Consider the following 23,921-nt stretch of genomic DNA (forward strand, 5'->3'; position numbering starts at 1 on the left):
GGGCCCTTTTTTTACGTCTGGAGTGCAGAGCATCTGCTCGGTTTCAAGGTTTTAATTAGTATTCGCCCTCTACGTAAATTGTTTTATTTGTGTAGTATGCTGCTGGCCTTCCCGTACCGCTCGGCTATGGGACCCATAAAACCACATAAAGCGAGACTAGCATGCAGCCTAAATACCTCTCCCTGATCATTGCTGCCGCCCTGAGCGCGGCGTCCTTCGGCGCGCAAGCGTCCGGCTACCGTTTCGGTTCGCAAAGCGTGGCCGGCCAAGGCACGGCTGACGCCAATGGCGCCGAAGCAGCTGACCCTTCGACCATTTTCTACAACCCGGCCGGCCTGTCGCGCCTGGAAGGCACGCAGATCAGCACCGGCGCCACCGTGGTGGTGCCGCACTCGACCTACAATGACACCGGCTCGACCCGCTTCACCGGCACGCCAACCGGCGGCACCCAGGCCGATGGCTACGCACCGGATGCAGTGGCCGCGCCAGCGCTGTACATCAGCAAGAAGCTGGACGACAAGTGGACGGCAGGCTTGGGCCTGTACGTGCCATACGGCGCCAAGCTGGACTACGGCAACACCTGGAACGGCCGCTACGCGCTGTCCAACATCAAGCTGGAAGCCATCACGCTGAACCCATCGGTAGCGTGGAAGCTGAACGAGCACCATGCCTTCGGCTTCGGTATCGATGCTGAATTCATGAAGGCTGAGCTGGGCCAGGCAGTCGACGTACCAGGTTCGGTGGCCGCGCTGTCGAGCGGCGCCGGCGCTGCCCAAGGCGCGGCACTGATCAGGCAGATCGCCGCGCTGGGCGGCAATCCTGCGCTGCTGCGCACCGCCACCGACGGCCACGGCTCGAATGACGGCAAGGACTGGGGCTGGGGCTTCAACTTGGGCTATATGTTCACGCTGGACGAGAACACCCGCTTCGGCCTGGCTTACCGCTCGTCGATCTCGCACAAGCTGCGCGGCAGCACCGTGTGGGACTTCTCGCAAGTGACCAGCGATCCTATCGTCAACAAAGTGCTGCAAACCGCGTCGCGCAAGGAAAACTCGGCCGCGCTGGTGGCGCTGCGCACGCCGGAAACGCTGTCGGCTAACGTGTTCCACCAGTTCAATTCGAAGTGGGCCGGCATGGCGGACGTGACCTTCACCCGCAACAACCGCATGGGCAACCTGGACATCGAATTCCCAGGCACCACCGAAGGCGCGGAAGTGATCCGTCAGCAATGGAAAAACACCGTGCGCGTTTCGCTGGGCGGCAACTATGCCTACAGCGAGAACCTGACGCTGCGCGGCGGTATCGCCTATGACGAATCGCCAGTGCAGAGCGCCGAGCTGACCCACCCGGCGCTGCCGGACAGCGATCGCATGCAGTATTCGATCGGCGCCAACTGGAAGCTGAGCCCACGTTCGTCGATTGACCTGGCGTACAGCTTCCTGGACTTCAAGGATGCCCATATCAACTACACCAACCAGTGCAACCCGCTGGCGGCAGCTTGCACCGGCAACGGCGAAACCACGCGTGGCGTCTATCAGACCCACCTGTCGCTGATCGGTCTGTCGTACAACTACAAGTTCTGATACATGAGCGCGTAGCACAAAGGGCCTTCATTCGGGCCCTTTTTTATTGTCCGGTTGCCTCAGGCGGCTTTGCGGTCGCTGTCGATGGGCTGGTCGGCGTCACTGTTGAAGACGGCCTGGTCGGTTTCGCCCAGCACGCGGCTGGTGACGGCGCCAGCGGTAATCGAGCCGCTGACGTTGAGCGCGGTACGGCCCATGTCGATCAGCGGTTCGATCGAGATCAGCAGGCCGGCCAGCGCCACCGGCAGGTTCATCGACGACAGCACGATCAGCGCGGCAAAGGTGGCGCCGCCGCCAACGCCAGCCACTCCCACCGAGCCGATGGTGATGATGGCCAGCAGCGGCGCGATAAAGCCGATGGTGAATGGATCGATGCCGACCGTCGGCGCAATCATCACTGCCAGCATGGCCGGGTAAATGCCGGCACAGCCGTTCTGGCCGATGGTGGCGCCAAACGATGCGGCAAAGTTGGCGATGCCTTCCGGTGTGCCCAGGCGCTGCGTCTGCGTTTGTACGCTCATCGGAATGGCGCCGGCGCTGCTGCGCGAGGTGAAGGCAAAGGTCAGCACCGGCAGGATCTTCCTGGTCCAGCGCAGCGGATTCAGGCCCAGGCCGGTGACGATCAGCAGGTGCACCACAAACATCAGCAGCAGCGCACTGTACGACGCCAGCACAAAATCGATCAGGTGCAGGATGTCGGTATAGCTGGAGCTGGACACCACCTGCGCCATCAGCGCGAACACGCCATACGGCGTCAGCCGCAGCACCAGCGTGACGATGCGCATCACGATCGCATGCGCGACCTGGATGAAGCGCTCGAAGGACGCAAATATATCCGGCTTCTTGTCATGGATGCCGGTGGCGGCGATGCCGATAAACACCGAGAAGATCACCACCGCAATGGTGGACGTTTTGCGGCCGCCGGTCATGTCGAGGAAAGGATTGGCTGGAATAAAGCTCAACAGCATGCTCGGCAGTGAAATGGCCTGCGCCGATTCCACCTTGCCTTGCAGGTAGATACCACGCGCGATATCGGCTGCCGAGGCGGTCAGCCCGACCGCACTCAGGCTGAACAGTTTGGCCATCAGGATGCCGATGGCAGCGGCAATCAGCGTCGTCACCATCAGCGTTCCGATAGTTAGCGCACTGATTTTACCCAGCGAGTTGATACCTTTGAGCTTAAGGATGGCGGCGATGATGGACACCATAATCAGCGGCATCACGATCATCTGTAGCAATTTGACGTAGCCGGTGCCGACGATGTCCAGATATTCGCCGGTGGTCTTGATCTCGACCGCGCCGGCGCCATAGATCGCCTGCAGGGCCGCGCCCAGCAGCACGCCCAGGCCCATGCCGGTGAAAACGCGCACGGAAAAGGACGCATGCTTGCGCTGCTGCGCATACAGAAACCCGAGCAGTACCAGCGCCGCCAGCAGATTCAGGATCACATTGATTGCCATTGCTTACTACCTTGTTGTAACCGATCGTGCATTTTATATGGCCCCTAAAGTGGTTTAGAGAATATTTGGCTATATGCGTATGTGAATTTCATATAAGAAGTGTTGTAAGTTGCTTTCCATCTGGAAATTTATGCAACTACATGAAGCTGTAGCGCGTACAATTTAATGATCACTTTTTAATAAGGGAAACACGTATGGCTATCGCAAATATGAAAGTTGGTACCCGGCTGGGCCTGGGTTTTGGCTTGGTCCTGGTACTGCTACTATTGGTAGCCGTATTGGGCTTGTTTAACATGAGCACGATCCATGCCAAGCTGGAACGCATTGTCAATGAGAATGCGGTCAAGACACAGCTGGTGAATACCATGTCCGAATCGGTGCATATTGTGGCGCGCGTCACGCGCAGCGTGGTGCTGTTGCACGAAGAACCAGCGATCCGCGCCGAAATGGATAAAGTCACCAAGGCGCGCGCCGAGTACAACACGGCGGTGGAAGCCTTGGCCAAGATGCCGGCCACTGGCAAGGGCGTCGAGATCCGTGACCGCATCGCTGCCCAGGCCAAGGTGACGCGGCCGCTGAACGACAAGCTGTTCGAGCTGGCGCTGGTCAACCAGGATGCTGAAGCCACCGAGCTGCTGATGAAGCAGGCCGGTCCGGCCACCCAGCTGTGGCAGGATGAAATGCGCCAGTACGCGGCCTTGCAGCAATCCACCAACGAGGCCGACGCGGCCGAAGCCAGCGCCGCCTATCAGCGCGCGCGCACGCTGATGCTGGCGCTGAGCGGCCTGGCAATCGTGGTTGGCGCGGTGGCGGCAGTGATGATTGCGCGCAGCCTGCTGCGCCAGCTGGGCGGCGAGCCGGACTACGCGGCGGAAATCGCCGGCCGCATCGCTTCCGGCGACCTGACGGTGATAGTGGATACCGCCAGCACCGATAACAAGAGCATGCTGCACGCCATGAAGATGATGCGCGACGCGCTCGCCCGCATCGTGGCCGAGGTGCGCACCGGCACCGAGACCATCGCCTCGGCCTCGACCGAGATCGCCAGCGGCAACCAGGACTTGTCGGCGCGTACCGAACAGCAGGCCAGCTCGCTGGAGGAAACCGCGTCGTCGATGGAGGAATTGACCAGCGCCGTGCGCGCCAATAACGATAATGCGCGCCAGGCCAACCAGCTGGCGCAGTCGGCGTCGGCGGTGGCGCAGCAGGGCGGTTCGGTGGTGGCGCAGGTGGTCGACACCATGGGCGCGATCAACGATTCGTCGCGCAAGATCGTCGACATCATTTCCGTGATCGACGGTATCGCCTTCCAGACCAACATCCTGGCCTTGAATGCGGCGGTGGAAGCGGCCCGTGCCGGTGAGCAGGGGCGCGGCTTTGCGGTGGTGGCGTCCGAGGTGCGCACGCTGGCCCAGCGTTCGGCATCGGCAGCCAAGGAAATCAAGGAGCTGATTGGCGACTCGGTAGAGAAGGTCGAGATCGGCAGCAAGCTGGTGGAGCAGGCGGGACAGACGATGGAACAAGTGGTCGCCAGCGTGCAGCGCGTGACCGCCATCATGGCTGATATCTCCACCGCCGGCGACGAGCAAAGCGCCGGCATCGAGCAGATCAACCAGGCGGTCAGCGAAATGGATACGGTGACGCAGCAGAACGCGGCGCTGGTGGAGGAGGCTGCCGCAGCGGCGGAGGCCATGCAGGACCAGGCCGCCAACCTTGAGCGCGTGGTCAGTGTGTTCCGGCTGGACGGCGTCAGCGGCGTCAGCAGCATGGGCGCGCCGCGCCGGGCAACGCCGCAGCGCAGGCCGGCTGCCGCAGCGGCGCCGGCCCGTGTCGCCAAGCCGGCGCCGCGCGTTGCCGCCCAGCCGCAAAAACAAATCACGGCTGCCAAGGCCGGTGGAGGCGATGATTGGGAGGAATTCTGAGATAATCGCGGCAAGCCCGGTCGTAGCGCCGGGCGTCCTGTCACTCTTTTATGGATGAGCCTCGATGAAAGTCCTGTTTGCCCTGATGTTGGTTTCGACGGCCGCGCTGGCCGATGACGCAGCGTTGTTGAAATGCCGCCAGCTGGAAGATGGCCCGGTGCGCCTGGCTTGCTACAACGCGATCCCGCTGGGCGTGTCGAAGCCGGGGCCGGTTGCCAGCGCCGGATCTGCGCCTGCCACGCCATTGGCCGCCGCCGCGCCGGCCCAGCCTGACCCGGTGCAGGAATTCGGCCGCCAGAAGACCGTGCAGCTGGAATCCATCGAATCCTCCATCGTCGGCGAGTTTGACGGCTGGGTGCCAAACCAGCGCATCCGCCTGGCTAACGGCCAGGTGTGGCGCATTGCCGATGGCAGCGATGAAGCGATGTCGGTGACGAATCCCAAGGTCAAGCTGGAGCGCGGCGCCATGGGCGCCATCTACATGGATATCGACGGCTCGCGCACCGCGCCACGCGTCAAGCGCGAGAAATAAGCGCGAGATAAGCGCGAGATAAGCGTTATCCCAGCCAGATGTCGAAGCTGGTCGCGCCCTTGCCGGTGGCGGCCAGCCGATAGGCAAAGCCGTGCCGGTTCAGCACCTCGCGCACGAACAGCAGGCCGATGCCCTGGCCGCCTTTCTTGGTGGTGAAGAACGGCGTGAACAATTGCCGCGCTGGCACTTCGCCCAGCAGGTTGCCGCTGTCGATCACTGACAGCCGCATGCCGTCTTCGTCGCGCGCCAGCACGAAGTCAATGCGCTTGTCGTCGCCGGCGCCAGCTTCCACCGCTTCCATCGCATTCTTCACCACATTCAATAGCGCCTGTTCCATCAGTTGCCGGTCCATGGCGATGGCTGGCACGTCGTCGCAACGCTGCCAGGCGATGTGAATGCCACGGCTGCGGCATTGTTCGCGGTACAGGTAGAGGATGTCGTCCATGATGTCGCGCACCGCGTTTGGGCGCAGTTCCGGCGCGGGCATCTTGACTACCCGCGTGAAGCGTTCGATGAACTCGCCCAGGCTGGCGTTGCGTCGTTGCACGGCCTGGATGGCGGTGCTGAAATCGTCGCTGTCACGTTCGGTCAGTTGCTTGCGGTAGTAGAGCAGGGAGTCAAGCACCGAGCCGGTGGCGGCGACAGTGTTGTTGACTTCGTGGGCCAGTACGCGGATCAGTTTTTCGTACGTGGATTTTTCCGAGCTTTCCAGTTCCTCGGTCAGTTCCTCGACCAGCAGAAAATGGCGGCTGAAGCCGCGGTCATAGAACTGGCCGCGCTGGCCGCGGTAACGGCGGCCGTCGGCGTCGGTCAGCAGCTGTGAGTCGCCCAGTGGCAGGGCGTCGAGTTGCGCAAGCAGGCTGGCGCCATCGCGCGTGCAGTCGGCCAGCCGCTTGCCGCGCGCATCGTCGAGGCCGGGCAGCGCTTGGGCACTCGCGTTCAACAGGCTGATGCGGCCGTCGAAGTCAAACACGATGACGGCGCTGGGTGTGGCTTCCAGCAGCCGGTCGAGAAACCCTTGTTGCTCGCCGATTTGCAGGCGCTCCTGGTAGAGCGCGCCCAGCATGGTGTTGAATAACTGGACCAGTTCGTTGAGTTCGGCGTCGCTGCTGTGTTGCAGGCGGGCTGCGTAATGCTGGTCTTGCAGCAGGTCGTGGAAGTGGCGGGTATAGCCGAGCGGCTCCAGCGCGCGGCGGATCAGGCGAATGCCGAGAAGGAGGCTGAGCAGCACGGCCGCTTCCAGTCCCAGCATCAGCAAGGGCTGGGTGCGGTATAGCAGTATCGTGATCGCCAGGAACAGCAAGTGCGCGGCGACCAGGTAAGCGTACAGCCGCCGCCGCAGGCTCATTGTCCGCTGTCCAGGCGAGCGCTGCTGCTGGCGGCGTCACCGGCCTCCGGCGCGCTGCCCAAGCCGTGGCGTTCAAGCCGGCGGTAGAGCGCGGTGCGGCTCAGACCGAGCGCCTTGGCCACGCGCGAGATGTTGCCGTGATGCTGCTCCAGTGCGTGCGCGATCATGTGGCGTTCGACCTGCTCCAGCGTCAAGCCATCCACGCCGCGCAGGCCGCCAGCGGTGGCGCCACCATGTGCATGCTGTTCGACGGCGACAAAGTCCGCCTGGCGCAACTCGCTGCCGCCGATTAGCAACAAGGTCCGCTCCAGCGTCTGCTTCAACTGGCGGATGTTGCCGGGCCACGGTTGCGCGCTCAGCCACTCCAGCGCCTGCGCTGTGATCGTTGTCGCCGGCAAGCCGTAGCTGGCCGCCACCTCGCCGATGATATGCCGCGCCAGCAGGGGAATATCGCTGCGCCGCTCGCGCAACGGCGGCAGGCGGATCGTGATCAGGTTCAGGCGATAGAACAAGTCCTCGCGGAATTCGCCGCTGGCCACCAGCTCCGCCAGCTCGCGGTTGGTGGCCGACACCACGCGCGCATCGGCGCGCTCGGTACGGCTGGCGCCGACCGGCTGATAGGTCTGGTCCTGCAACACGCGCAGCAGCTTGACCTGATCCGAGCGGTTCAGCTCGCCGATCTCGTCGAGGAACAGCGTGCCTTCGTGTGCGGTGGCGATGTGGCCCTTACGGTCGCTGCGCGCATCGGTAAAGGCGCCGCGCACATGGCCGAACATTTCGCTCTCGAACAGCGTCGGCGTGATCGCACCCATATTGATCTTGACGATGGCCTGGCCGGCGCGGGAACTGTTGCGGTGGATGGCGTCCGCAATCAGCTCCTTGCCGCAGCCGCTCTCACCGAGGATCAGCACCGGCGCGCGCGTGTTGGCCACCTGGCCGATGGTGGTCAACACCTTCAGCAGGCGCGGATGTTCGCCGATGATGCCGCTGAAATCAAACTGCCCATCCAGCGCCTGGCGCGACGCGCTGCCGGCCGGCGCTGGCGTGGCCGCCTCCAGCGTGGTGCGCACCAGTTCCGCCAGCTGCGTGTTGTCCCAGGGCTTGGTGAAGAAGTTGGTGGCGCCGGCCTGCATGCCGCGCACCGCCAGCGCGATCGAGCCCCAGGCCGTCATCAGCAATACCGGCAGCGATGGTTGCGCGGCGCGGATATCGGCCAGCAGCTGCAAGCCTTCCTCGCCGCTGGTCTGCAAGGAGAAATTCATGTCCTGCAGCACCAGGTCGGCTGGCTGCGAGGTGGGCCCCTGCAACAGGGCGAGTGCCTGTTGCGGGCCGTCAGCGCACAGCGTGTCGTAACCGGCCTGCTTCAGCAGCAAGGCCAGCGATACCTGCACCGCGCTGTCGTCGTCGATAATTAAAATGCGTTGCTTGCGAGTGGAATCCATTGTTTATTCGTAGTGCAGCGCTTGCGTCGGGCTCAGGCGCGCGGCGCGCCAGCCGGGATAGAGCGAACAGAGCAAGGATAGCAGATAGATCACACTTGAAGATAGCACCGCCGCGCCGAAAAACACCGGCCAGTTCAGGCTTTCGCCGAACACGCCGGTCAGCGGCAGCTGCACCAGCAGCACCAGCGCCACCAGCATGGCGCCGCTGCTCAGCAAGAATTGTTCGGAAATGATCTGGCGGTAGATAGCACCCGCATCCGCGCCCAGCGCGCGGCGCAGGCCGATTTCCGGGATGCGCTGGGTGGTGTTCTGCCACAGCACGCCGAACAGGCCGAAGGCCACCATCACCAGCAGGAAGGCGGCGATTACGGACAGGATCATCAGCGGAATGGTCTGCGTCTGCAGCATCGAGGCGCGGGCGTCGGTCTGGGTGGTGATGACGTAGTTCCAGTCGCCGCGTACTTGCTTCAGCCGGGCGTTCAGCCGGGTCTCGAAAATGCGTGGCGTACCTGGTTTCAGCTTGAGCATGATGTTGTAGGTGGCATCCTTGCCGACGCCGGGTATCCAGCGCGGCAGCATGAAATAGACCGGGTCCATATACTCGCCTTGCGAACGGAACTGCTCGACCACGCCAACCACGCGGTAGCGCTGCCCCTCTTTTTTATTGCGCGTCTGTTCGACATACAGCTGGCCGACAGGATTTTTGCCAGGGAACCATTTGTCGGCCAGGCGGCGGTTGATGACCACCGGCGCGGCGTCGGCGTTGTCATCCATGCTGGAGAAGAAACGGCCCTGTGCCACGCGCATGTCCATGGTGGCGAAATAGTCGTCGCTGATGCCCATGCCGTCGATGGTCAGCTCATGGCTGCCGTCCGGCAGCGTGTATTCGCCGGTCCAGCGCGACCTCTCGTAGGTGCCGAAGGAGCTGAAGGCGACCGATTCCACTTCAGGCATGGCCAGCAGACTGCGTTTCAGCTGGTCATAGAGTATCGGATCGTTGGGCAGGTCCTGCGCCGGACGCATGCTGACCGACCACTGGTTTTGCCAGCCATGGCCGGTTGGCAACTGGTACAACTGCCAGTAGCGCAAGCCAAAGGCGGCAACGGCAAACACCACCATGAAGGCCAGCAGGATTTCCAGGCTCAGCATCATGTTGCGGGACTTGCGTTTCCAGATCAGTTTCAACAGATGGCGCAACATCAGGCATTTCCTTTCAAGGCATGGACAGGGGCCAGGCGCGACATTTTCCACGCTGGAATCACGCCCGACAGCACGCCAAACACTAGCGTGATCAGCAGGCCGTAGCCAAACACGGCCAGGTTCAGGTGCACCTTCAGGTAGGGAATCAGGCCCGAGCCTTCCAGCCACCACAGGACGGCGCTTGAGGCCACCAGCGCGATGGCGCCGCCAATCAGGCATAGCAGCACGTTTTCCAGCACCAGTTGCGCCACCAGTTGGCGGCTGGTGGCGCCGAAGGCTTTGCGCACGCCGATCTCGCTGCTACGTTCCATGATGCGGCCGACGTTGAGGTTAATCAGATTGAGCGCCGGCAGCGCCATGAACAGCAGCATCAGTACGGCGATGATGGTCAGCAGCTTGCCGGCATCGCCATCTTCCGCCTTGCTGCTCAGCAGCGTGCGCGAGAACAGCGCCAGCTTGGAATCGCCCCAGAAGCGCGCGGTGTTGAAGACGGTCGGATCATCGAATTGCACCGTCCTGGCGGCCTCCATGATTTCCTTTTGCAGCGCTGGCAATTCCGCCGGTGTCCGCGCCATGATGATGGCGCCGAAGCCGCCGAACAGATTGTTCTGGTAGTCGCTGGACGGCTGGGAGGTGATAGGCGTCCAGATATCGGCAAAAGCGTTGACGTGCATTTCGTCCTGCACCACGCCGATGACGGTGAACACCTGGCCATTGGCGCTGAATTTCTGTCCGAGGTAAGGCTGGCCGGGGAACAGCTTGCGCGCGGTCGATTCATTGAGCACGGCCACCATGCGGCCGTGGGCGACATCATCGGCATTGATGACACGGCCGGAGACGATGTGGAAGTCGAGGATCTGCCAGTATTCGGCGTCCGTCAGCCGCATCAGGTGGTCGCTGACGCGGTTGTCCTGGTAGACCGACACGGATTGTGGAATGCCGGTGGCCGCCACCAGTTCCGCATGCTTCAGCGGCTTCAGGTATTGCTCGATCAGCTTGTAGCCCAGCGTGCCGGTGCGACGGCCGCTTTTTTCCGTGTGCGTCGACTCCATCATCACCATTTGCACGAAGCGCTCGCTCCTGCCTTCCACGCCGGTCGGGTAGAAGGTGTTTTGCAGCAGCGCGGTGACCACCATCAGCACCACCAGCGTCAGCACGATGCACAGCAAGTTGATGGCGGTGAACAGCTTGCGGCGCAGGAAGACCTTCCATGCGGTCAGCAGATAATTTCTGAACATGCGTTCCTCCTCAGGCGACCAGCTGGCCGTCGAACACGCGCACGATGCGGGTGGCTTGTTTTGCCTCGTGCTCGTTGTGCGTGACCATGACGATGGTGGTGCCTTCGCTGTGCAGCTTGAGCAGGATGTCCATGACTTCCTGGCCCATTTTGCTGTCCAGGTTGCCGGTGGGCTCATCGGCCAGCAGCACTTGCGGCTGGCCGACGATGGCGCGGGCGATCGCCACGCGCTGCTGCTGGCCGCCGGACAGCTGGTTCGGGTAGTGGTCCAGGCGCGCGCCCAAGCCGACTTTTTCCAGCGCCTCGCGCGCCAGCCGCTGGCGCTTCTTGCTGGACATCGAACGGTATAGCAGCGGCAGCTCGACATTGTCGATCACGCGCAGGTCGTTAATCAGGTGGAAGCTCTGGAAGATGAAGCCGAAGGTGTTGTTGCGCAGCTTGGCGACATACTTGTCCTTGTACGACGCCACTGGCGTGCCCGCTACGTGGATCGTGCCGCTGCCGGGTTCGTCCAGCAGGCCGATCAGGTTCAGCAGCGTACTCTTGCCGCAACCGCTGGGGCCCATGATGCTGACGAATTCGGATTTCGCCACGTGCAGGTCGATGTCTTTCAGCGCCAGTGTTTCGACTTTGTCGGTCTGGTAGGTTTTGCTGACTTGGTTCAGGCGTATCACGGTGTTCTCCCTGGTTATTGCACTATGCGGACGCTGTCGCGTTCCTTGTAGCGGCTGGTATCTGAAATGATGAGTTGGTCGCCGGCACGCGCGCCGGCGAGGATTTCGACTGACTTGCCATCGCTGGCGCCGATGTTCAGCGTGGTCTTGCGGGCGACGCCGTCGCGTACCACGAAGATGTCCTGCGGGCCGCGGCCGTTGAAGGCGGGGCCGGCGTCGGCCAGCAGCGTGTTCTGCTTCTGCTCGGTGAGAATGTTGACTTCCACCCGCAGCTTGTTGCGCAGCATGGCGTGATGCGGCTCCCGCAGCGTGACCAGCAGCTTGACGGTGCCGTTCTGGATTTCCGGCAGCACGGTCTGTACTTCGCCATTCAGGCGGACGTTGCCTTGTTCCACCAGCACCTGCTGGCCGGCGCCAAGCGCGCGCGCGTGGAAGTCGGACAACGAGGCTTCCACCTTGTAGTTGTTCAACTCGGAAACCTTGGCCACCAGCTGACCGGTGCTGACGCTGGCACCTTCATCGGCCAGCAGCCAGGTCAGCATGCCGGAGAAGGGCGCGCGCACCTGGGTTTGCGCCAGCAGTTGCTGCTGTTCCTGCATCTGTTTCTGCAGGATGCTCTTTTGCAACCTCGCACCTTCGATATTGCTGCCGGTGACGCGCTTGTTGTCGTCCTGCTGTTCGTGGTGCTGGCGCAGCTGGATCTCGATGCGCTTGACGTTGAGTTCGGCGGTCAGCAGATCTTCGGCGGAGACGCCGCCGGCCTTGCGCAAGGTCTGGTAGCGGCCGAGCTTGACGCGCGCCGCTTCCAGGTCCAGTTGCAGCAGTTCGATGGCGCCGACCAGCTGCTTGCGCTTCTGCTCCAGTTCCAGCGTCAGCGCGAGGATGCGGTTTTCCTGCTGCGCCAGTTGCTCCTTGAGCGCATCGATGGCAAGCACGATGGTGCGGCTGTCCAGCTCCAGCAGCATTTCCCCACTTTGCACCTGCTGGCCCAGCTTGGCGTGGACCTTGGCCACGCGTGTCTGGATCGGGCTGGACACCAGCTCTTCGTGCACTGGAATCACGATGCCGGAAGCACTGATGCTGTTGGCGATGTTCCCCACGCGCACGGTGGCGATGCTGACATTGTTGGCGTCGACGCTGGGGCTGACCGCGCGGTTGATGCCCCAGGCGGTGAGGCTGATCGTTGCCAGCAGGGCGGCGCACGCCAGTACGGTCTTGTGCCGGCGGCGGCGAATGATGTGGGAGCTGATTGCGGTATCCATGATGGCTACATTGCAATCCCCGTGCCACCAGTGAAATCCTTATAAATCAAGGATGTAGCGCTAATGGTGCTGGCGCCGCTTGCCCGGCTTCGCGCATCACCGTCCGGAAACGGACAGGCTCATGCTGGTGTAATTGAAGCTCAGGCCGTCGATGTTGAACATGTCGGGGATTTCGCCGGTCTGGCGGAAGCCGCTGCGGTCGTAAAGCTGAATGGCTGGCGTGTTGGCGGACAGCACTTGCAAGTCGATCCAGCGCAAGCCGGCGGCCAGCGCCCATTGCTGGGCATGCACTATCAGCTGGCCGCCCAGCCCCTGCTTGCGGTGCGTACGGCCAACGCCCATGCCCAGCAGGCAGCGATGCGCCGCATGGCGTTCCGGATGCGCGCGTAAATCGATGTGGCCGGCAATCGCGCCAATTTCATCCCGCGCCACCCATACGCGACGCCAGCCGGGGCTGCCGATCTCGGTCTGCATGCCGTATTTGAAGGCTTCCGCCTTCTCGGGCGGGAAGCGCGATTCGGCGCGCGGCAGCGGCTGGAAATAGGCGGTGTCACCCTGGCCGTTGTCCGACAGATGGTCGTTGAGATAGGCCAGAAACGCCTCAAAGCCGGCCAGTTCGAGTTTTTCTATCTTCATCTTGAATGTGGGAAATTACCAACCCTTGGAGTTATACCAATGTGATAGGGTAGTTGTCTACGTTGCGGAGGAGACATGCATATCAAGATGATTGCCACGCTGCTGCTGGTATTGCCGTTGCTGGCTGATGCGGCCGAAGAGCCCGACCAGATCGTCACCGACCGCCCCGACTTCGTGGAGTCCAGCAACGTCGTCGGCAAGGGGCGTTTTCAGATTGAAACCAGCTTTGCGCTGGACCGCAACAAGATCGACGGCATCCGCGAGCGGACCTACTCGACGCCGACCTTGCTGCGCTTCGGCATCAGCGATACGCTGGAGGCGCGCATCGAAACCGATGGTCGCATGCGCATGGTCACCGATGATCCGCTTGGTGGCCGCCAGGCCGTCAACGGCTATGCCGACCTCGCACTCGGCATCAAATGGCATATAGCCGATGCGCAAGGCGCCAGTCCGTCGATGGGCGTGCTGGCCCACGTCGACCTCGACAGCGGCTCCAGCGCCTTCCGTGCCGCCGGCAAGGGCGGTTCCCTGCGCCTGGCCGCAGAATGGGAGCTGAGCGATGATGTCGCGCTGGGCATCATGCCCGGCATCGCCTGGCAGCGTGACGACCAGGGCGGACGCTACACCAGCGGCATCTTCGGCATCGTCCTCGGCAAGGAATGGGGCGAGCGCTTCCGTACCTTCATCGAATATTCTGCGCCGCAGATCGCGCGCGCGCGGCATGGCGGCTCGGTCACCACCTTTGACATCGGCGCCGCCTATCTGCTGACCGATACCGTGCAGGTCGACACCGCCCTGTCGCGCGGACTCAACAGGAACACACCCGACTGGAGCTGGACTGCGGGACTCTCGATCAAATTCTAGACAGGAACCACCATGCGACTGACGATCAAGCAGCGTTTGTTACTGATTAACCTGACGACGCTGGTGTTCGTCTCCCTGATCGGCCTGGTTGGCTACTACGCCGTGCAGGTGCTGGATGCATCGATGGACGCGATCAGCACCAATAGCGGCGCGATGAAAGACCAGTTGCAAGCCGACCAGGCGCACGACGCGTTGCGTGCCGATGTGCTGGCCGCGCGCCTGGCGGCCGACAAAAACGATCCGGCCGAAGTGAAGGAAGTGCGCCAGGACACTGCCGAGCACATCGCGCTGTTCCGCAAACTGATCAAGGACATGGATGGGGCCAACACCGGTGGCGAAGTAAGGCGCGCGATGGATCAGGTGAAGCCGGACGTGGAACGTTACCTCAAAAGTGCCGAGGAAATGGTCGCACTGTCGCTGAGCAATGCGGCGGCGGCACAGGCCCAATTTCCAGCGTTTATGGAAAGCTTCCGCGTGCTGGAGAAAAGCATGGCGGCGCTGAGCGAGCTGATCGAAAAGGATTCGGAAGCCACGCGCGAGGTCGGGGATGCGGCGGTGAGCCGTTCGCGCATCCAGATCATCGGCTTCGTGTTGCTGGCGGCGGCGGTGTCGCTGGTGGTGGGGCAGATGATCGCGCGCTCGATCCTGCAGCCGTTGGACGAGGCAGTGGCGTTTGCCGCGCGCGTGGCGCAGGGGGATTTGTCGTCACAGGTGGCGCTGGCGCATGACGATCACACGGAGACGGGCCAGCTCAAGCGTGCGCTGAGCGATATGAACATCAGCCTGCACGGGATCGTCAGCCAGGTGCGCGGTGGCACGGATGCGATCGCGCTGGCGTCAGGGGAAATCGCCAGCGGCAATATGGATTTGTCGGCGCGCACCGAGTCGCAGGCCAGTTCGCTGGAAGAGACGGCATCGTCGATGGAAGAGATGACCTCGGCGGTGCGGCAGAACTCCAGCAACGCGGGCGAAGCGAATCAGCTGGCATCATCGGCGGCCGGCGTGGCGACGCGCGGCGGCGCGGTGATGGCGCAGGTGGTGGAGACGATGGGCGGCATCAGCACCTCATCGCAAAAAATCGTCGACATCATCGCGGTCATTGAAGGCATCGCGTTCCAGACCAACATCCTGGCGCTGAACGCTGCGGTGGAAGCGGCGCGTGCGGGCGAGCAGGGGCGCGGCTTCGCGGTGGTAGCGTCCGAGGTGCGCGGCCTGGCGCATCGGTCCGACGCGGCGGCAAAAGAAGTGCGTCAGCTGATTGAAGCATCGGCGGCGCAGGTGGGCGAGGGTAGCGCGCTGGTGGCGCAGGCGGGTGGCACGATGGAAGAAATCGTCGGCAGCATCCAGCGCGTGACAGCGATCGTCGCCGAAATCGCAGCGGCCAGCCGCGAGCAAGAGGTAGGGATCGACCAGGTCAACCAGGCCATCGGCACCATCGACAGCGCCACGCAGCAGAACGCCGCGCTGGTCGAAGAAGCCGCCGCAGCCGCCGGCGCCCTGCAAGAACAAGCCGCCCAGCTAGCCCAAGCCGTCAAGATCTTCCGCCTCTGAATCCTTGAATCCAGGGTCAGTTCCGCCAAACGTACACGGGCTCATGTACATTTGGCAGAACTGACCCCGATGTTGGGTTAGGCGGCGAGGCGGTGGTTGGTGAGCGCCAGGCGCGCCGGTTTGCTGGCGCTGGCGATCTTGATCGTTGTCGCGCCGGTGTCGCTGGCCAGCCGGAAGACGCCCACCAGTTGCACCAGTTGCTGCGCCTGGTCTTGCTGGGCTTCGGCGGCGGCGGCCGCTTCTTCTACCAGCGCGGCGTTCTGCTGCGTTACCGTGTCCATCTCGGCGATGGCGTGGTTGATCTGCTCGATGCCGGCTTCTTGCTCGTTGTTGGCGGTGCTGATTTCCCCCATGATGGCCGTCACCGACTGTACGGCAGCAACGATTTTTTCCATCGTCGCACCAGCTTCGCCGACCAGCGCGGTGCCGGCGCCGACCTTGCCCACCGAGTCGTCGATCAGCGTTTTGATTTCCTTGGCGGCCGAGGCGGAGCGTTGCGCCAGCGTGCGCACTTCCGAGGCGACCACAGCGAAGCCGCGGCCCTGTTCGCCGGCGCGCGCTGCTTCCACTGCTGCGTTCAGCGCCAGGATGTTGGTCTGGAAGGCAATGCCGTCGATGACGCTGATGATGTCGACGATTTTCTTGGCCGATTCGTTGATCGCATCCATGGTCTTCACCACGTCCGCCACCACCTCGCCGCCTTGCTGGGCGATGTCCGAAGCCGAGCGCGCCAGCGTGTTGGCCTGGCGGGCGTTTTCTGTGTTTTGCTTGACGGTGGCAGTCAGTTCTTCCATCGACGAGGCGGTTTCTTCCAGCGAGCCGGCCTGCTGCTCGGTGCGCGAGGACAGGTCCATATTGCCGCTGGCGATTTCGGTGGCGGCAGTGACGATGTTGTCGGCGCCGGTGCGCACCTGGCCGACGATGTCTGCCAGGCTGTCGCGCATGCCCTGGATCGCAAACAGCAGGCTGTGCTGATCACCGCCGCGCAGCGAAATCGGCACGGCCAGGTCGCCGCTGGCGATCTTGCCAGCGATGGCGGTAACTTCGGCCGGCTCGCCACCCAGTTGGCGCAGCAGTTGACGGGTAATCATCCAGGCCATGAAGGCGCCGACCGCCAGCGACAGCAGCCCCAGCACGATGGCCAGGTAGCGCGAATCCTTGTAGGTTTCCTCGGCGCTGAGGCGGGCGCGTTCCATGCTGGTGCTCTGGTGCGCAATCAGCGCGTTGATGGCGTCCATATAGGCCAGTTGCAGGCCGCGCATCTTGCCCAGCATTTCGTTGACGCCGCCGTCGACGTCGCCTTCACGGCGCAGGCGCATCACTTCATCCAGCGAGACATCATACGGCTTGCGCGCCACATCCAGTTTCTCGAACAGTTCGCGGCCTTCCCCGGATTTGACCATGCTGTCGAGCTTGGCCATTTCCTTGTCGATTTCCTTGCGGCGGTCGACCACCACGGCCATCTCCTTGGCGGCCTTGGCCTCGTCGCGGATCAGCAGGGCGTTGCGCAGCGCGCGGGCAATCTTGTTGTTGTGCTCCATGATGAGCTGCGCCTGCACGACTTTAGGATAGGTTTCGAGGACGATGTCGTCCGTGTTGTCGGCCAGTTCGCCCTGGCTGTAGATGCTGAGGCCGATAGTGATCGCCAGCAGCAGCAAGACGGCGCCAAAACCCAGGCCCAGGCGGGTACCTACTTTGAGGTTCTTGATGTCCATGATGATATTCCGTATGTCGAGAAAAATAACTCGCGTTCCGTGCGGAACGTTGGCGGGAATAAGGCCGGAGAGGAGTGTGGGCGACCGCGAGAATTGGGCGATCAGTGCTGCGTTGAATAGTCACCAATATACACACATCATTACCATATGGCAACTAAGGGAATGATAGTTGCAGACATTTCACCACATTAACCGATAAACTTGGCATTCTGTTCACTTTGAGGTGGAGACAATGACGACAACAACAAATAGTTCCAGGCTGGATGTAATCGATGCGCTGCGCGGTTTCGCCATCGTTTCCATCATGCTGCTGCATAACATTGAGCATTTTGACTTTTATTTCTCGCCGGTCGGCTTGCCTGAATGGCTGAGAGCGGTGGACAAGGTCATCTGGGACACGCTGTTCTTCCTGTTTGGCGGCAAGTCGTATGCGATTTTCGCTTTGCTGTTTGGCATGACTTTCTATATCCAGTACCACAAGCGCGCGCTGCGAGGCGAGGACTTCCGCGCCCGTTTCGGCTGGCGCCTGGTGTTGCTGCTGGCGTTTGGCCTGGTGAATTCGATGTTTTATCACGGCGATATCCTGAGTATTTACGCTGTGCTCGGACTGGCGTTGATACCAGTCGCTCACCTGAGTAACCGCTGGGTATTGACCATCGCATTAATATTACTGGCACAGCCATATGCCTGGCTGGAGGTTATTCAGGCTTTGCCCAACCCGGACGAGAAATTGCCCAATCCGGCCTCATGGGCATATTTCGGCCGCGCCAATGATTATTTTGCCCACGGCTCTGCTTTGCAGGTGTGGAGCGGTAATCTGACCAACGGGAAAATTGGGGTTATTCGCTGGAGCTGGGAAAATGGCCGCATATTCCAGATCCCGGCATTATTTATGTTAGGGATGCTGGCTGGCCGTAAAGGCCTGTTTAACGATGCCATATTCTGGCGCAAGGCGCTGATGATTGCCCTGCTGGCATTTATTCCCCTTTATATTCTTAAAACCTGGCCGGAAGCCTGGGGCGTAGGCGAAGCAGTGCGCCGTCCATTGCTGGTTATTATTACTTCGTGGGCGAATGTGGCCTTGATGGTGGTATTGGTGGCGATATTTGTACAACTGTTTTATAGCCGCAGCTGGCTGACAATATTCTCGCCGCTGGGACGCATGAGTTTAACCAGCTATGTCGTGCAATCGATTATCGGTACCTCGATTTATTATGGTTTCGGGCTGGGTATGTATCAGTACACCGGCGCCAGCTATGCGCTGGCGATCGGCATCGCACTGGCGCTGGCGCAACGGCAGTTCAGCGTGTGGTGGCTGGCCCGACACCCGCAGGGGCCGCTTGAAACTGTGTGGCACAGACTGACATGGCTGGGCAGCCGCGCTAAAAATTAGCACGAATGCACCAGTAATCAGCTTGCGTCGGCCGTATCGTCAGGAGTGATCCAGGTGATGCGGCCGTGGCCGGATTCATTCAGACGGGTTATCAATGCATCCGCCGCCGTATCCGGCAGGCTGAACTCGAATTGAACGTCTTCGCTGTGCTGGACATTATCCAGGCTGGCTCCCGCCAATTCAATTTCTCGGCGCACCAGGCCTTCCATGGCATAAGGCGCGCTGCAAATGAGGAATCGCTGTTTGATAATGGCGATCTTCTCGGCGTTTAATAAGGCCTGCGCCACGCTGTCGGTATAAGCGCGCACCAGTCCACCAGCGCCTAATTTAACGCCGCCGAAATAACGTACGACGGTGGCTAATACGCCTTCGAGATCCTGATGGCGTAAAACATCCAGCATCGGACGGCCGGCCGTACCGCTGGGTTCTCCATCATCCACTGCTGCCGATTGGCCGCCGGCTAATAATGCCCAGCAAACGTGGGCGGCACCGGGATGTTGCTGCCATAATTCCGCCACGACTTTTTGCGCGCTGGCGCGATCCGTCATCGGCTGGACGCAGGCAATAAAGCGGCTTTTTTTAATCAGCAATTCATGGTGAACCGCTGTATTGATTGTCTGTGGCATGGAATAGGCTTTGGTTAAGCGGCGTATGGTGCCAGAAATCGGGTCCAGGCGCCATGCCGGCAGGGCCGGCGGTATAATCCTGCACGAGTTCATCCCACCTGATATGCCATGACTAATTCCCCCGCCGCGCCCCACCTTTCCGATGCCGATGGCGAGAGCGGAGAGGATGACGATCTGATGCAGCAACTGGGCCTGAGCGCCCGTGGTGTCATCCTGGCCAAGGCCGAGGGCAGGGTGTTCCTGCGCCTGACCGGCGAGGTGGAATATGGCGGCCGTCGTGTGCCTTACGATCTGGTGCCGGCGCAGGGCGTGCTGGCCAAGGCGTCAAAATGGCGCAAGATGGATGCGGATGGCCGTTCGGCTCTGCTGCGCGAGCGCGCCGGTGCAGATGTCGCCGCCGAACTGCATGGCTACGTGGAAAATTTCGTGCGCGAACTGTCCGACGCCTGCGATGACTGTGACATGGATGCCGACATCTTTTTACATTCGCTCAGCGATATGCAGGTGTCCGAGCCGGCCGGTATGGTGTTCGACCGCATCCGCATGCGGCTGGAGCACGCGGTCGAGCGCGATATGGAGGAGCAGCACGCCGAGCGTACGCGACAAAGCATCAATCTGGCCGAGTATCCGGCCTCGTTCGATATGGCGCGGCGCATCAAGCGCAAGTTTATTGCCGTGCTGGGGCCGACCAATTCCGGCAAGACCCACCTGGCAATCGAGGCTTTGGCCAAGGCGCCGAGCGGCGTCTACCTGGCGCCGCTGCGTCTGCTGGCGCTGGAGAACTACGAGCGACTTCAGGAGATGGAGCAGCATGGCAAGCCGCTGAAGGTCAGCCTGGTCACTGGCGAGGAGCGCCGCCTGGCGCCGGGCGCCACGCACGTCGCCAGCACGGTGGAAATGCTGGATACGCAAACACCGGTCGACGTCGCCGTCATCGACGAGATCCAGATGCTGTCCGACCGCGACCGGGGCGCTGCCTGGACGGCGGCCGTATGCGGCGCGCCGGCGCGCATCGTCTACCTGGTGGGGGCACCGGAAGCGCGGCGCGCGATCGAGGTGCTGGCAGCGCGGCTGGAGTGCGAACTGGAGGTGCACATCCTCAAGCGCAAGGGGCCGCTGTCGGTCGAGCCGACCGCTGTGCGCAAGCTGAGCAACCTGCGACGCGGCGACGCGGTGATCTGCTTCTCGCGCCGCGAAGTGCTGATGTGGCGCGACATGGTGACCGAGATGGGCCTGTCGGTTGCCACCGTCTACGGCAATTTGTCGCCCGAGGTGCGGCGTGCGCAGGCGCAGCGTTTCCGCGAAGGCGCGGCCGATGTGGTGGTGGGCACAGATGCGATCGCCATGGGCCTGAACATGCCGATCGCACGCGTGGTGATGACCACCACCGTCAAGTACAACGGCTATGAAGAGGAAGAAATTCCGGCCGCGCTGGCGCGCCAGATCGCGGGCCGGGCAGGGCGCTTCGGCGTGCATGAGGAAGGCCTGGTGGCTGGCTATGACAACGAGACGCACAACGTGATGCGTTCGCTGCTGCGCGAGAAGCCGGTGCCGCTGAAGACCACCGGCTTCGCGGTGGCGCCGACGTTAGAGCATCTGCACCGCATCTCGTCGGTCACGCATGAGCATGCGCTGGCCAAGCTGCTGAAGCGTTTTGTGCACAACATCGATGTGCCGGATGGTTTCTTCTATCCGCGCATTACCGAGGACCAGTTCGAGCGCGCGGCATGGCTCGACACGCTGGAGTTGACGGTGGCGGAGAAGTTCGCGCTGTCGCTGGTGCCGATTTCGTCGAAGGTGCCGTCGTTGCAGCATGCGTGGGAGACGTGGGCGAAGTCGCTGGCGCACAAGAAGGTTACGCAGCTGAAGTCGAATGACCGGCCGCTGCATTACATGAATCTGCAGGAGGTGGAGGACGTGTGCCGGCTGTATTCGGCCTACGCGTGGCTGGCTTACCGTCAGCCGGAGTACTTTCCGGACACCGAACTGGCGCAGCGCTTGTCGCGCGAAGCATCGGAGCGGGTGGATGCGATCTTGCAGGAACAGAACTCGGCAGCGCGCAAACGCCAGCCGCGCAAGTTCAGGCGCTGAGCATGGACGAGGAGCGCTGTCCCCTGTGTGGCCGCGTGCTGGGCACGGTCAATATCGACCGGCATCATCTGGTGCCGAAGACGTTCAAGGGCAGGGAGCAGTTTCCGATTCACAAGATATGCCACCGCAAGATCCACTCGGTATTCAGCGAGCGCGAACTGCTGCATCACTATCACACCTGGGAAGCGCTGCGCGCGCATCCTGACATACAGAAATTCATTGCCTGGGTCGCGCGCAAGCCGCCGGGCTTCTATGCGCGGACAGAAAACAAAAACGCCAACCGGTGAAGGTTGGCGTTTTCGCTGAATCTTGGTAGGCCGTGCGGGATTCGAACCTGCGACCAACGGATTAAAAGTCCGCTGCTCTACCAGCTGAGCTAACGACCCAAGGGCCAGAATTGTAATGGCTGCCAGCGGAAAATTCAAGTGTGCATCACGCTGGCATGAGGATTATGAATCCAATCAGGCCAATCACCATGATTGCGCCGGCAAAGTAAGCCAGAGCATCGCTGAATTTATCGCTCAAGATAAGTGACTTCAGAAATTTCTTCATACTAGCTCCCAAATATAAAATGAAACCAGGGATAAAAATAAGACGACGCTATGGTAAGGAGTATCGAGATCCAAATGACACGTTTACGAATGTCCTGCCCTTGCGCGATGCGCGAAGTGTTGATGGCGATGAAAATTGAAGTGAACACCGCGCCAATGATGCATGCTCCCAATGCCCAAGATGCGGCTTCGCTTGTATCGGGACTTCGGCCGTATGTTGCGAAGGCTTCGTAGCCCGTTGATGCCAGCATCGCCAACGCTACCCAGAACAGTTGCCCGTTATCGACGGCCTTTTTCATCATTTGTAAAAACTCCCGCCAACCGCCTGTCGCGATGGCGACGGTGGCGATGACGGCGAACGGCAGCAACACTGGCACCAGCACGTTGATGGCGAACCAGCCGGGATTGCTTTGCAGTTGAGCGAAATAGGTGACCATGATTCACGCTAGCACGGCCACTTTCGCTGTCATTCCGATTAGATCAAATGGGAGAGTTTTTGTTCCGCGCGCCATGAATCTGCAACCTCAGCTATCATATCGCCCTGCTGTTAAAAGGATGATGGATGAAAGTAGTTGCAGGAACTGTTGCGGGCGCCTCGAAAACGCTCCCTGCGCAGTTCGGTTTAATTAATTTGCTGAAGGCAGGCGCGGCGCAGCTGATCGTCTTGCACCATCTGGCGTTCTATGGCCCGATGGCCGATCACGCGCGGGTGATCTTCCCGTCGCTGTTCGACTGGCTTGCCGGCAGCGCGCGCATCGCCGTGCAGGTGTTCCTGGTGATCGGCGGCTTTCTGGCCGCCAAGTCGCTAGCGCCTTCCGGCCATGCCGGCTGCCCGACGCCGGTGCGCGCCATCTGGCGCCGCTATGCCAAGCTGGCGCCGCCGTTCGTCGCCGCCACGCTGATCGCCGCCCTGGCTTCGCTGTGGGCCGCCGAATGGATGACGCACGATTCGATTTCCGCCCCCGCCACGCTGAGCCAGCTGGGCGCGCACTTGTTGCTGCTGCACGGCGTGCTGGGCTATGACTCAGTGTCGGCCGGCGCCTGGTATGTCGCCATCGATTTCCAGCTATATGCGCTGATGGTGATCCTGCTGTGGCTGGTCGGCCGCATCACCGGCAACCGCCAGCAGCAATGGCTGATGCCGCTGGTGGTGGCGGCTGGCATCACGCTGTCGCTGCTGCACTTCAACCTGGACTCGGATTGGGACAACTGGGCCTCGTACTTCTTCGGCAGCTACGGCCTGGGCCTGATGGCCTGGTGGGCCAGCGATCCGCGCCGCAAGCCGGGCATGGCAGTCGTGCTGCTGATGATGGCGCTGCTGCCGGCCATGGTTGGCCTGCTGCTGGAATTCCGTAGCCGGATCGCGCTGGCGGCGGTGGTGGCGTGCGTGCTGTTCCTGTGGGGACGCGGCAAAATCGCCTCCGACAGCCGTGGCTGGTCGGTTATCAATGGCTTGGGCAAGATTTCGTATGCGGTGTTCCTGATTCATTTCCCCGTCTGCCTGCTGGTGAACGCCGCTTTCACCCGCTTCGCCCCGATCGAGCCGGCGTGGCAGGGCATGGGTATGCTGGTCGCCTGGAGCAGCAGCCTGCTGGCCGGCGCCGCCTTCCATCGCTGGGTGGAAACGCCATTGAGCCGCTTGATGCATTTTGTTGCGGAACAGTTCGCCGTGCGTGATGTCCACATGCCACGGCCGTTGTCACGCTGATAAGGAAAGGTCGCGTAGTTATACCATTTTGGAATGGCTTTTTGTAAAGAAATAATAGATTGGCATGGTTAGTCCGGGCGTAAGATCAAAACCGGTAACAAACGATGTCATAAAAAAGTCATTACA

At 61.7% G+C, this 23,921-nt stretch carries 20 protein-coding genes and 1 tRNA gene; 9 read left to right on the forward strand and 12 right to left on the reverse strand.

What is annotated here, in order from left to right; all coding sequences use genetic code 11:
* Positions 1 to 161: 161 nt before the first annotated feature.
* Positions 162 to 1,583, forward strand: a complete 1,422-nt coding sequence (locus BLS51_RS26630) for an OmpP1/FadL family transporter (RefSeq protein ID WP_090191839.1) — start codon at positions 162 to 164, stop codon at positions 1,581 to 1,583.
* A gap of 59 nt (positions 1,584 to 1,642) precedes the next feature.
* Here BLS51_RS26630 and BLS51_RS26635 read toward each other — a convergent pair whose 3' ends face one another.
* Positions 1,643 to 3,043 (reverse strand): L-cystine transporter, encoded by a 1,401-nt coding sequence (locus BLS51_RS26635; protein ID WP_090191837.1) that lies wholly within the window; start codon positions 3,041 to 3,043, stop codon positions 1,643 to 1,645.
* Positions 3,044 to 3,237: 194 nt separating this feature from the next.
* On the opposite strand from BLS51_RS26635, the gene BLS51_RS26640 reads away from it, so the two are divergent.
* Positions 3,238 to 4,965: a methyl-accepting chemotaxis protein gene (locus BLS51_RS26640; RefSeq protein WP_090191835.1), complete on the forward strand. Its 1,728-nt coding sequence runs from the start codon at positions 3,238 to 3,240 to the stop codon at positions 4,963 to 4,965.
* A 64-nt stretch (positions 4,966 to 5,029) separates the two neighbouring features.
* Complete coding sequence (locus tag BLS51_RS26645) at positions 5,030 to 5,497, forward strand: hypothetical protein (protein WP_090191834.1); 468 nt, start codon at positions 5,030 to 5,032, stop codon at positions 5,495 to 5,497.
* A gap of 25 nt (positions 5,498 to 5,522) precedes the next feature.
* On the opposite strand, the gene BLS51_RS26650 is transcribed toward BLS51_RS26645, so the two are convergent.
* The 7 genes from BLS51_RS26650 to BLS51_RS26680 form a co-directional block, all read right to left on the reverse strand.
* On the reverse strand, positions 5,523 to 6,845 hold the full coding sequence (locus tag BLS51_RS26650; protein WP_090191830.1) for a sensor histidine kinase: 1,323 nt from the start codon (positions 6,843 to 6,845) through the stop codon (positions 5,523 to 5,525).
* Positions 6,842 to 8,287: a sigma-54-dependent transcriptional regulator gene (locus BLS51_RS26655; RefSeq protein WP_090191828.1), complete on the reverse strand. Its 1,446-nt coding sequence runs from the start codon at positions 8,285 to 8,287 to the stop codon at positions 6,842 to 6,844. Before BLS51_RS26655 ends, BLS51_RS26650 begins: the two co-directional genes overlap by 4 nt.
* Positions 8,288 to 8,290: 3 nt before the next feature.
* On the reverse strand, positions 8,291 to 9,487 hold the full coding sequence (locus BLS51_RS26660) for an ABC transporter permease (protein ID WP_090191826.1): 1,197 nt from the start codon (positions 9,485 to 9,487) through the stop codon (positions 8,291 to 8,293).
* On the reverse strand, positions 9,487 to 10,725 hold the full coding sequence (locus BLS51_RS26665; protein ID WP_090191824.1) for an ABC transporter permease: 1,239 nt from the start codon (positions 10,723 to 10,725) through the stop codon (positions 9,487 to 9,489). Before BLS51_RS26665 ends, BLS51_RS26660 begins: the two co-directional genes overlap by 1 nt.
* A gap of 10 nt (positions 10,726 to 10,735) precedes the next feature.
* Positions 10,736 to 11,398 carry an ABC transporter ATP-binding protein gene (locus tag BLS51_RS26670; RefSeq protein ID WP_090191822.1) on the reverse strand — a complete coding sequence of 221 codons (663 nt, stop codon included), beginning with the start codon at positions 11,396 to 11,398 and terminating at the stop codon, positions 10,736 to 10,738.
* A 14-nt stretch (positions 11,399 to 11,412) separates the two neighbouring features.
* Complete coding sequence (locus BLS51_RS26675; protein ID WP_090191820.1) at positions 11,413 to 12,660, reverse strand: efflux RND transporter periplasmic adaptor subunit; 1,248 nt, start codon at positions 12,658 to 12,660, stop codon at positions 11,413 to 11,415.
* Between the two features lie 96 nt (positions 12,661 to 12,756).
* Complete coding sequence (locus tag BLS51_RS26680) at positions 12,757 to 13,296, reverse strand: GNAT family N-acetyltransferase (protein ID WP_090191818.1); 540 nt, start codon at positions 13,294 to 13,296, stop codon at positions 12,757 to 12,759.
* Positions 13,297 to 13,371: 75 nt separating this feature from the next.
* Between BLS51_RS26680 and BLS51_RS26685 the strand changes: the two genes are divergently transcribed.
* Entirely contained in the window at positions 13,372 to 14,160 is a 789-nt protein-coding gene (locus BLS51_RS26685) for a transporter (protein ID WP_090191816.1), read from the forward strand.
* A gap of 12 nt (positions 14,161 to 14,172) precedes the next feature.
* The gene (locus tag BLS51_RS26690) at positions 14,173 to 15,711 is read left to right on the forward strand and encodes a methyl-accepting chemotaxis protein (RefSeq protein ID WP_090191814.1); all 1,539 of its coding nucleotides are present in this window, start codon (positions 14,173 to 14,175) and stop codon (positions 15,709 to 15,711) included.
* A gap of 77 nt (positions 15,712 to 15,788) precedes the next feature.
* On the opposite strand, the gene BLS51_RS26695 is transcribed toward BLS51_RS26690, so the two are convergent.
* A complete protein-coding gene (locus BLS51_RS26695; RefSeq protein WP_090191812.1) occupies positions 15,789 to 17,426 on the reverse strand; it encodes a methyl-accepting chemotaxis protein in 1,638 nt (545 codons plus the stop codon).
* A 232-nt stretch (positions 17,427 to 17,658) separates the two neighbouring features.
* Between BLS51_RS26695 and BLS51_RS26700 the strand changes: the two genes are divergently transcribed.
* On the forward strand, positions 17,659 to 18,819 hold the full coding sequence (locus BLS51_RS26700) for a DUF418 domain-containing protein (protein WP_090191807.1): 1,161 nt from the start codon (positions 17,659 to 17,661) through the stop codon (positions 18,817 to 18,819).
* A gap of 17 nt (positions 18,820 to 18,836) precedes the next feature.
* Here BLS51_RS26700 and BLS51_RS26705 read toward each other — a convergent pair whose 3' ends face one another.
* Positions 18,837 to 19,445: an IMPACT family protein gene (locus BLS51_RS26705; protein WP_090191956.1), complete on the reverse strand. Its 609-nt coding sequence runs from the start codon at positions 19,443 to 19,445 to the stop codon at positions 18,837 to 18,839.
* A gap of 108 nt (positions 19,446 to 19,553) precedes the next feature.
* Between BLS51_RS26705 and BLS51_RS26710 the strand changes: the two genes are divergently transcribed.
* Positions 19,554 to 21,536 (forward strand): helicase-related protein, encoded by a 1,983-nt coding sequence (locus tag BLS51_RS26710; protein ID WP_090191805.1) that lies wholly within the window; start codon positions 19,554 to 19,556, stop codon positions 21,534 to 21,536.
* A gap of 2 nt (positions 21,537 to 21,538) precedes the next feature.
* Positions 21,539 to 21,823: a hypothetical protein gene (locus tag BLS51_RS26715; RefSeq protein WP_090191802.1), complete on the forward strand. Its 285-nt coding sequence runs from the start codon at positions 21,539 to 21,541 to the stop codon at positions 21,821 to 21,823.
* A gap of 23 nt (positions 21,824 to 21,846) precedes the next feature.
* Here the strand turns inward: BLS51_RS26715 and BLS51_RS26720 are convergent.
* Positions 21,847 to 21,922 (reverse strand) — tRNA-Lys (locus BLS51_RS26720).
* A 167-nt stretch (positions 21,923 to 22,089) separates the two neighbouring features.
* Positions 22,090 to 22,524 (reverse strand): hypothetical protein, encoded by a 435-nt coding sequence (locus tag BLS51_RS26725; RefSeq protein ID WP_090191799.1) that lies wholly within the window; start codon positions 22,522 to 22,524, stop codon positions 22,090 to 22,092.
* 125 nt (positions 22,525 to 22,649) lie between these two features.
* Here BLS51_RS26725 and BLS51_RS26730 point away from each other — a divergent pair, with 125 nt between their 5' ends.
* A complete protein-coding gene (locus BLS51_RS26730) occupies positions 22,650 to 23,795 on the forward strand; it encodes an acyltransferase family protein (protein WP_090191796.1) in 1,146 nt (381 codons plus the stop codon).
* Positions 23,796 to 23,921: the final 126 nt, after the last annotated feature.

Source organism: Duganella sp. OV510, assembly GCF_900100205.1.
Lineage (GTDB): Bacteria > Pseudomonadota > Gammaproteobacteria > Burkholderiales > Burkholderiaceae_D > Rugamonas.

Excerpts from the sequence above, each read along its gene's own strand:
- BLS51_RS26630 (WP_090191839.1), top strand. The coding sequence starts at position 162 with ATGCAGCCTAAATACCTCTCCCTGATCATTGCTGCCGCCCTGAGCGCG.
- BLS51_RS26635 (WP_090191837.1), bottom strand. The coding sequence starts at position 3,043 with ATGGCAATCAATGTGATCCTGAATCTGCTGGCGGCGCTGGTACTGCTC.
- BLS51_RS26640 (WP_090191835.1), top strand. The coding sequence starts at position 3,238 with ATGGCTATCGCAAATATGAAAGTTGGTACCCGGCTGGGCCTGGGTTTT.
- BLS51_RS26645 (WP_090191834.1), top strand. The coding sequence starts at position 5,030 with ATGAAAGTCCTGTTTGCCCTGATGTTGGTTTCGACGGCCGCGCTGGCC.
- BLS51_RS26650 (WP_090191830.1), bottom strand. The coding sequence starts at position 6,845 with ATGAGCCTGCGGCGGCGGCTGTACGCTTACCTGGTCGCCGCGCACTTG.
- BLS51_RS26655 (WP_090191828.1), bottom strand. The coding sequence starts at position 8,287 with ATGGATTCCACTCGCAAGCAACGCATTTTAATTATCGACGACGACAGC.
- BLS51_RS26660 (WP_090191826.1), bottom strand. The coding sequence starts at position 9,487 with ATGTTGCGCCATCTGTTGAAACTGATCTGGAAACGCAAGTCCCGCAAC.
- BLS51_RS26665 (WP_090191824.1), bottom strand. The coding sequence starts at position 10,725 with ATGTTCAGAAATTATCTGCTGACCGCATGGAAGGTCTTCCTGCGCCGC.
- BLS51_RS26675 (WP_090191820.1), bottom strand. The coding sequence starts at position 12,660 with ATGGATACCGCAATCAGCTCCCACATCATTCGCCGCCGCCGGCACAAG.
- BLS51_RS26680 (WP_090191818.1), bottom strand. The coding sequence starts at position 13,296 with ATGAAGATAGAAAAACTCGAACTGGCCGGCTTTGAGGCGTTTCTGGCC.
- BLS51_RS26685 (WP_090191816.1), top strand. The coding sequence starts at position 13,372 with ATGCATATCAAGATGATTGCCACGCTGCTGCTGGTATTGCCGTTGCTG.
- BLS51_RS26690 (WP_090191814.1), top strand. The coding sequence starts at position 14,173 with ATGCGACTGACGATCAAGCAGCGTTTGTTACTGATTAACCTGACGACG.
- BLS51_RS26695 (WP_090191812.1), bottom strand. The coding sequence starts at position 17,426 with ATGGACATCAAGAACCTCAAAGTAGGTACCCGCCTGGGCCTGGGTTTT.
- BLS51_RS26700 (WP_090191807.1), top strand. The coding sequence starts at position 17,659 with ATGACGACAACAACAAATAGTTCCAGGCTGGATGTAATCGATGCGCTG.
- BLS51_RS26705 (WP_090191956.1), bottom strand. The coding sequence starts at position 19,445 with ATGCCACAGACAATCAATACAGCGGTTCACCATGAATTGCTGATTAAA.
- BLS51_RS26710 (WP_090191805.1), top strand. The coding sequence starts at position 19,554 with ATGACTAATTCCCCCGCCGCGCCCCACCTTTCCGATGCCGATGGCGAG.
- BLS51_RS26715 (WP_090191802.1), top strand. The coding sequence starts at position 21,539 with ATGGACGAGGAGCGCTGTCCCCTGTGTGGCCGCGTGCTGGGCACGGTC.
- BLS51_RS26725 (WP_090191799.1), bottom strand. The coding sequence starts at position 22,524 with ATGGTCACCTATTTCGCTCAACTGCAAAGCAATCCCGGCTGGTTCGCC.
- BLS51_RS26730 (WP_090191796.1), top strand. The coding sequence starts at position 22,650 with ATGAAAGTAGTTGCAGGAACTGTTGCGGGCGCCTCGAAAACGCTCCCT.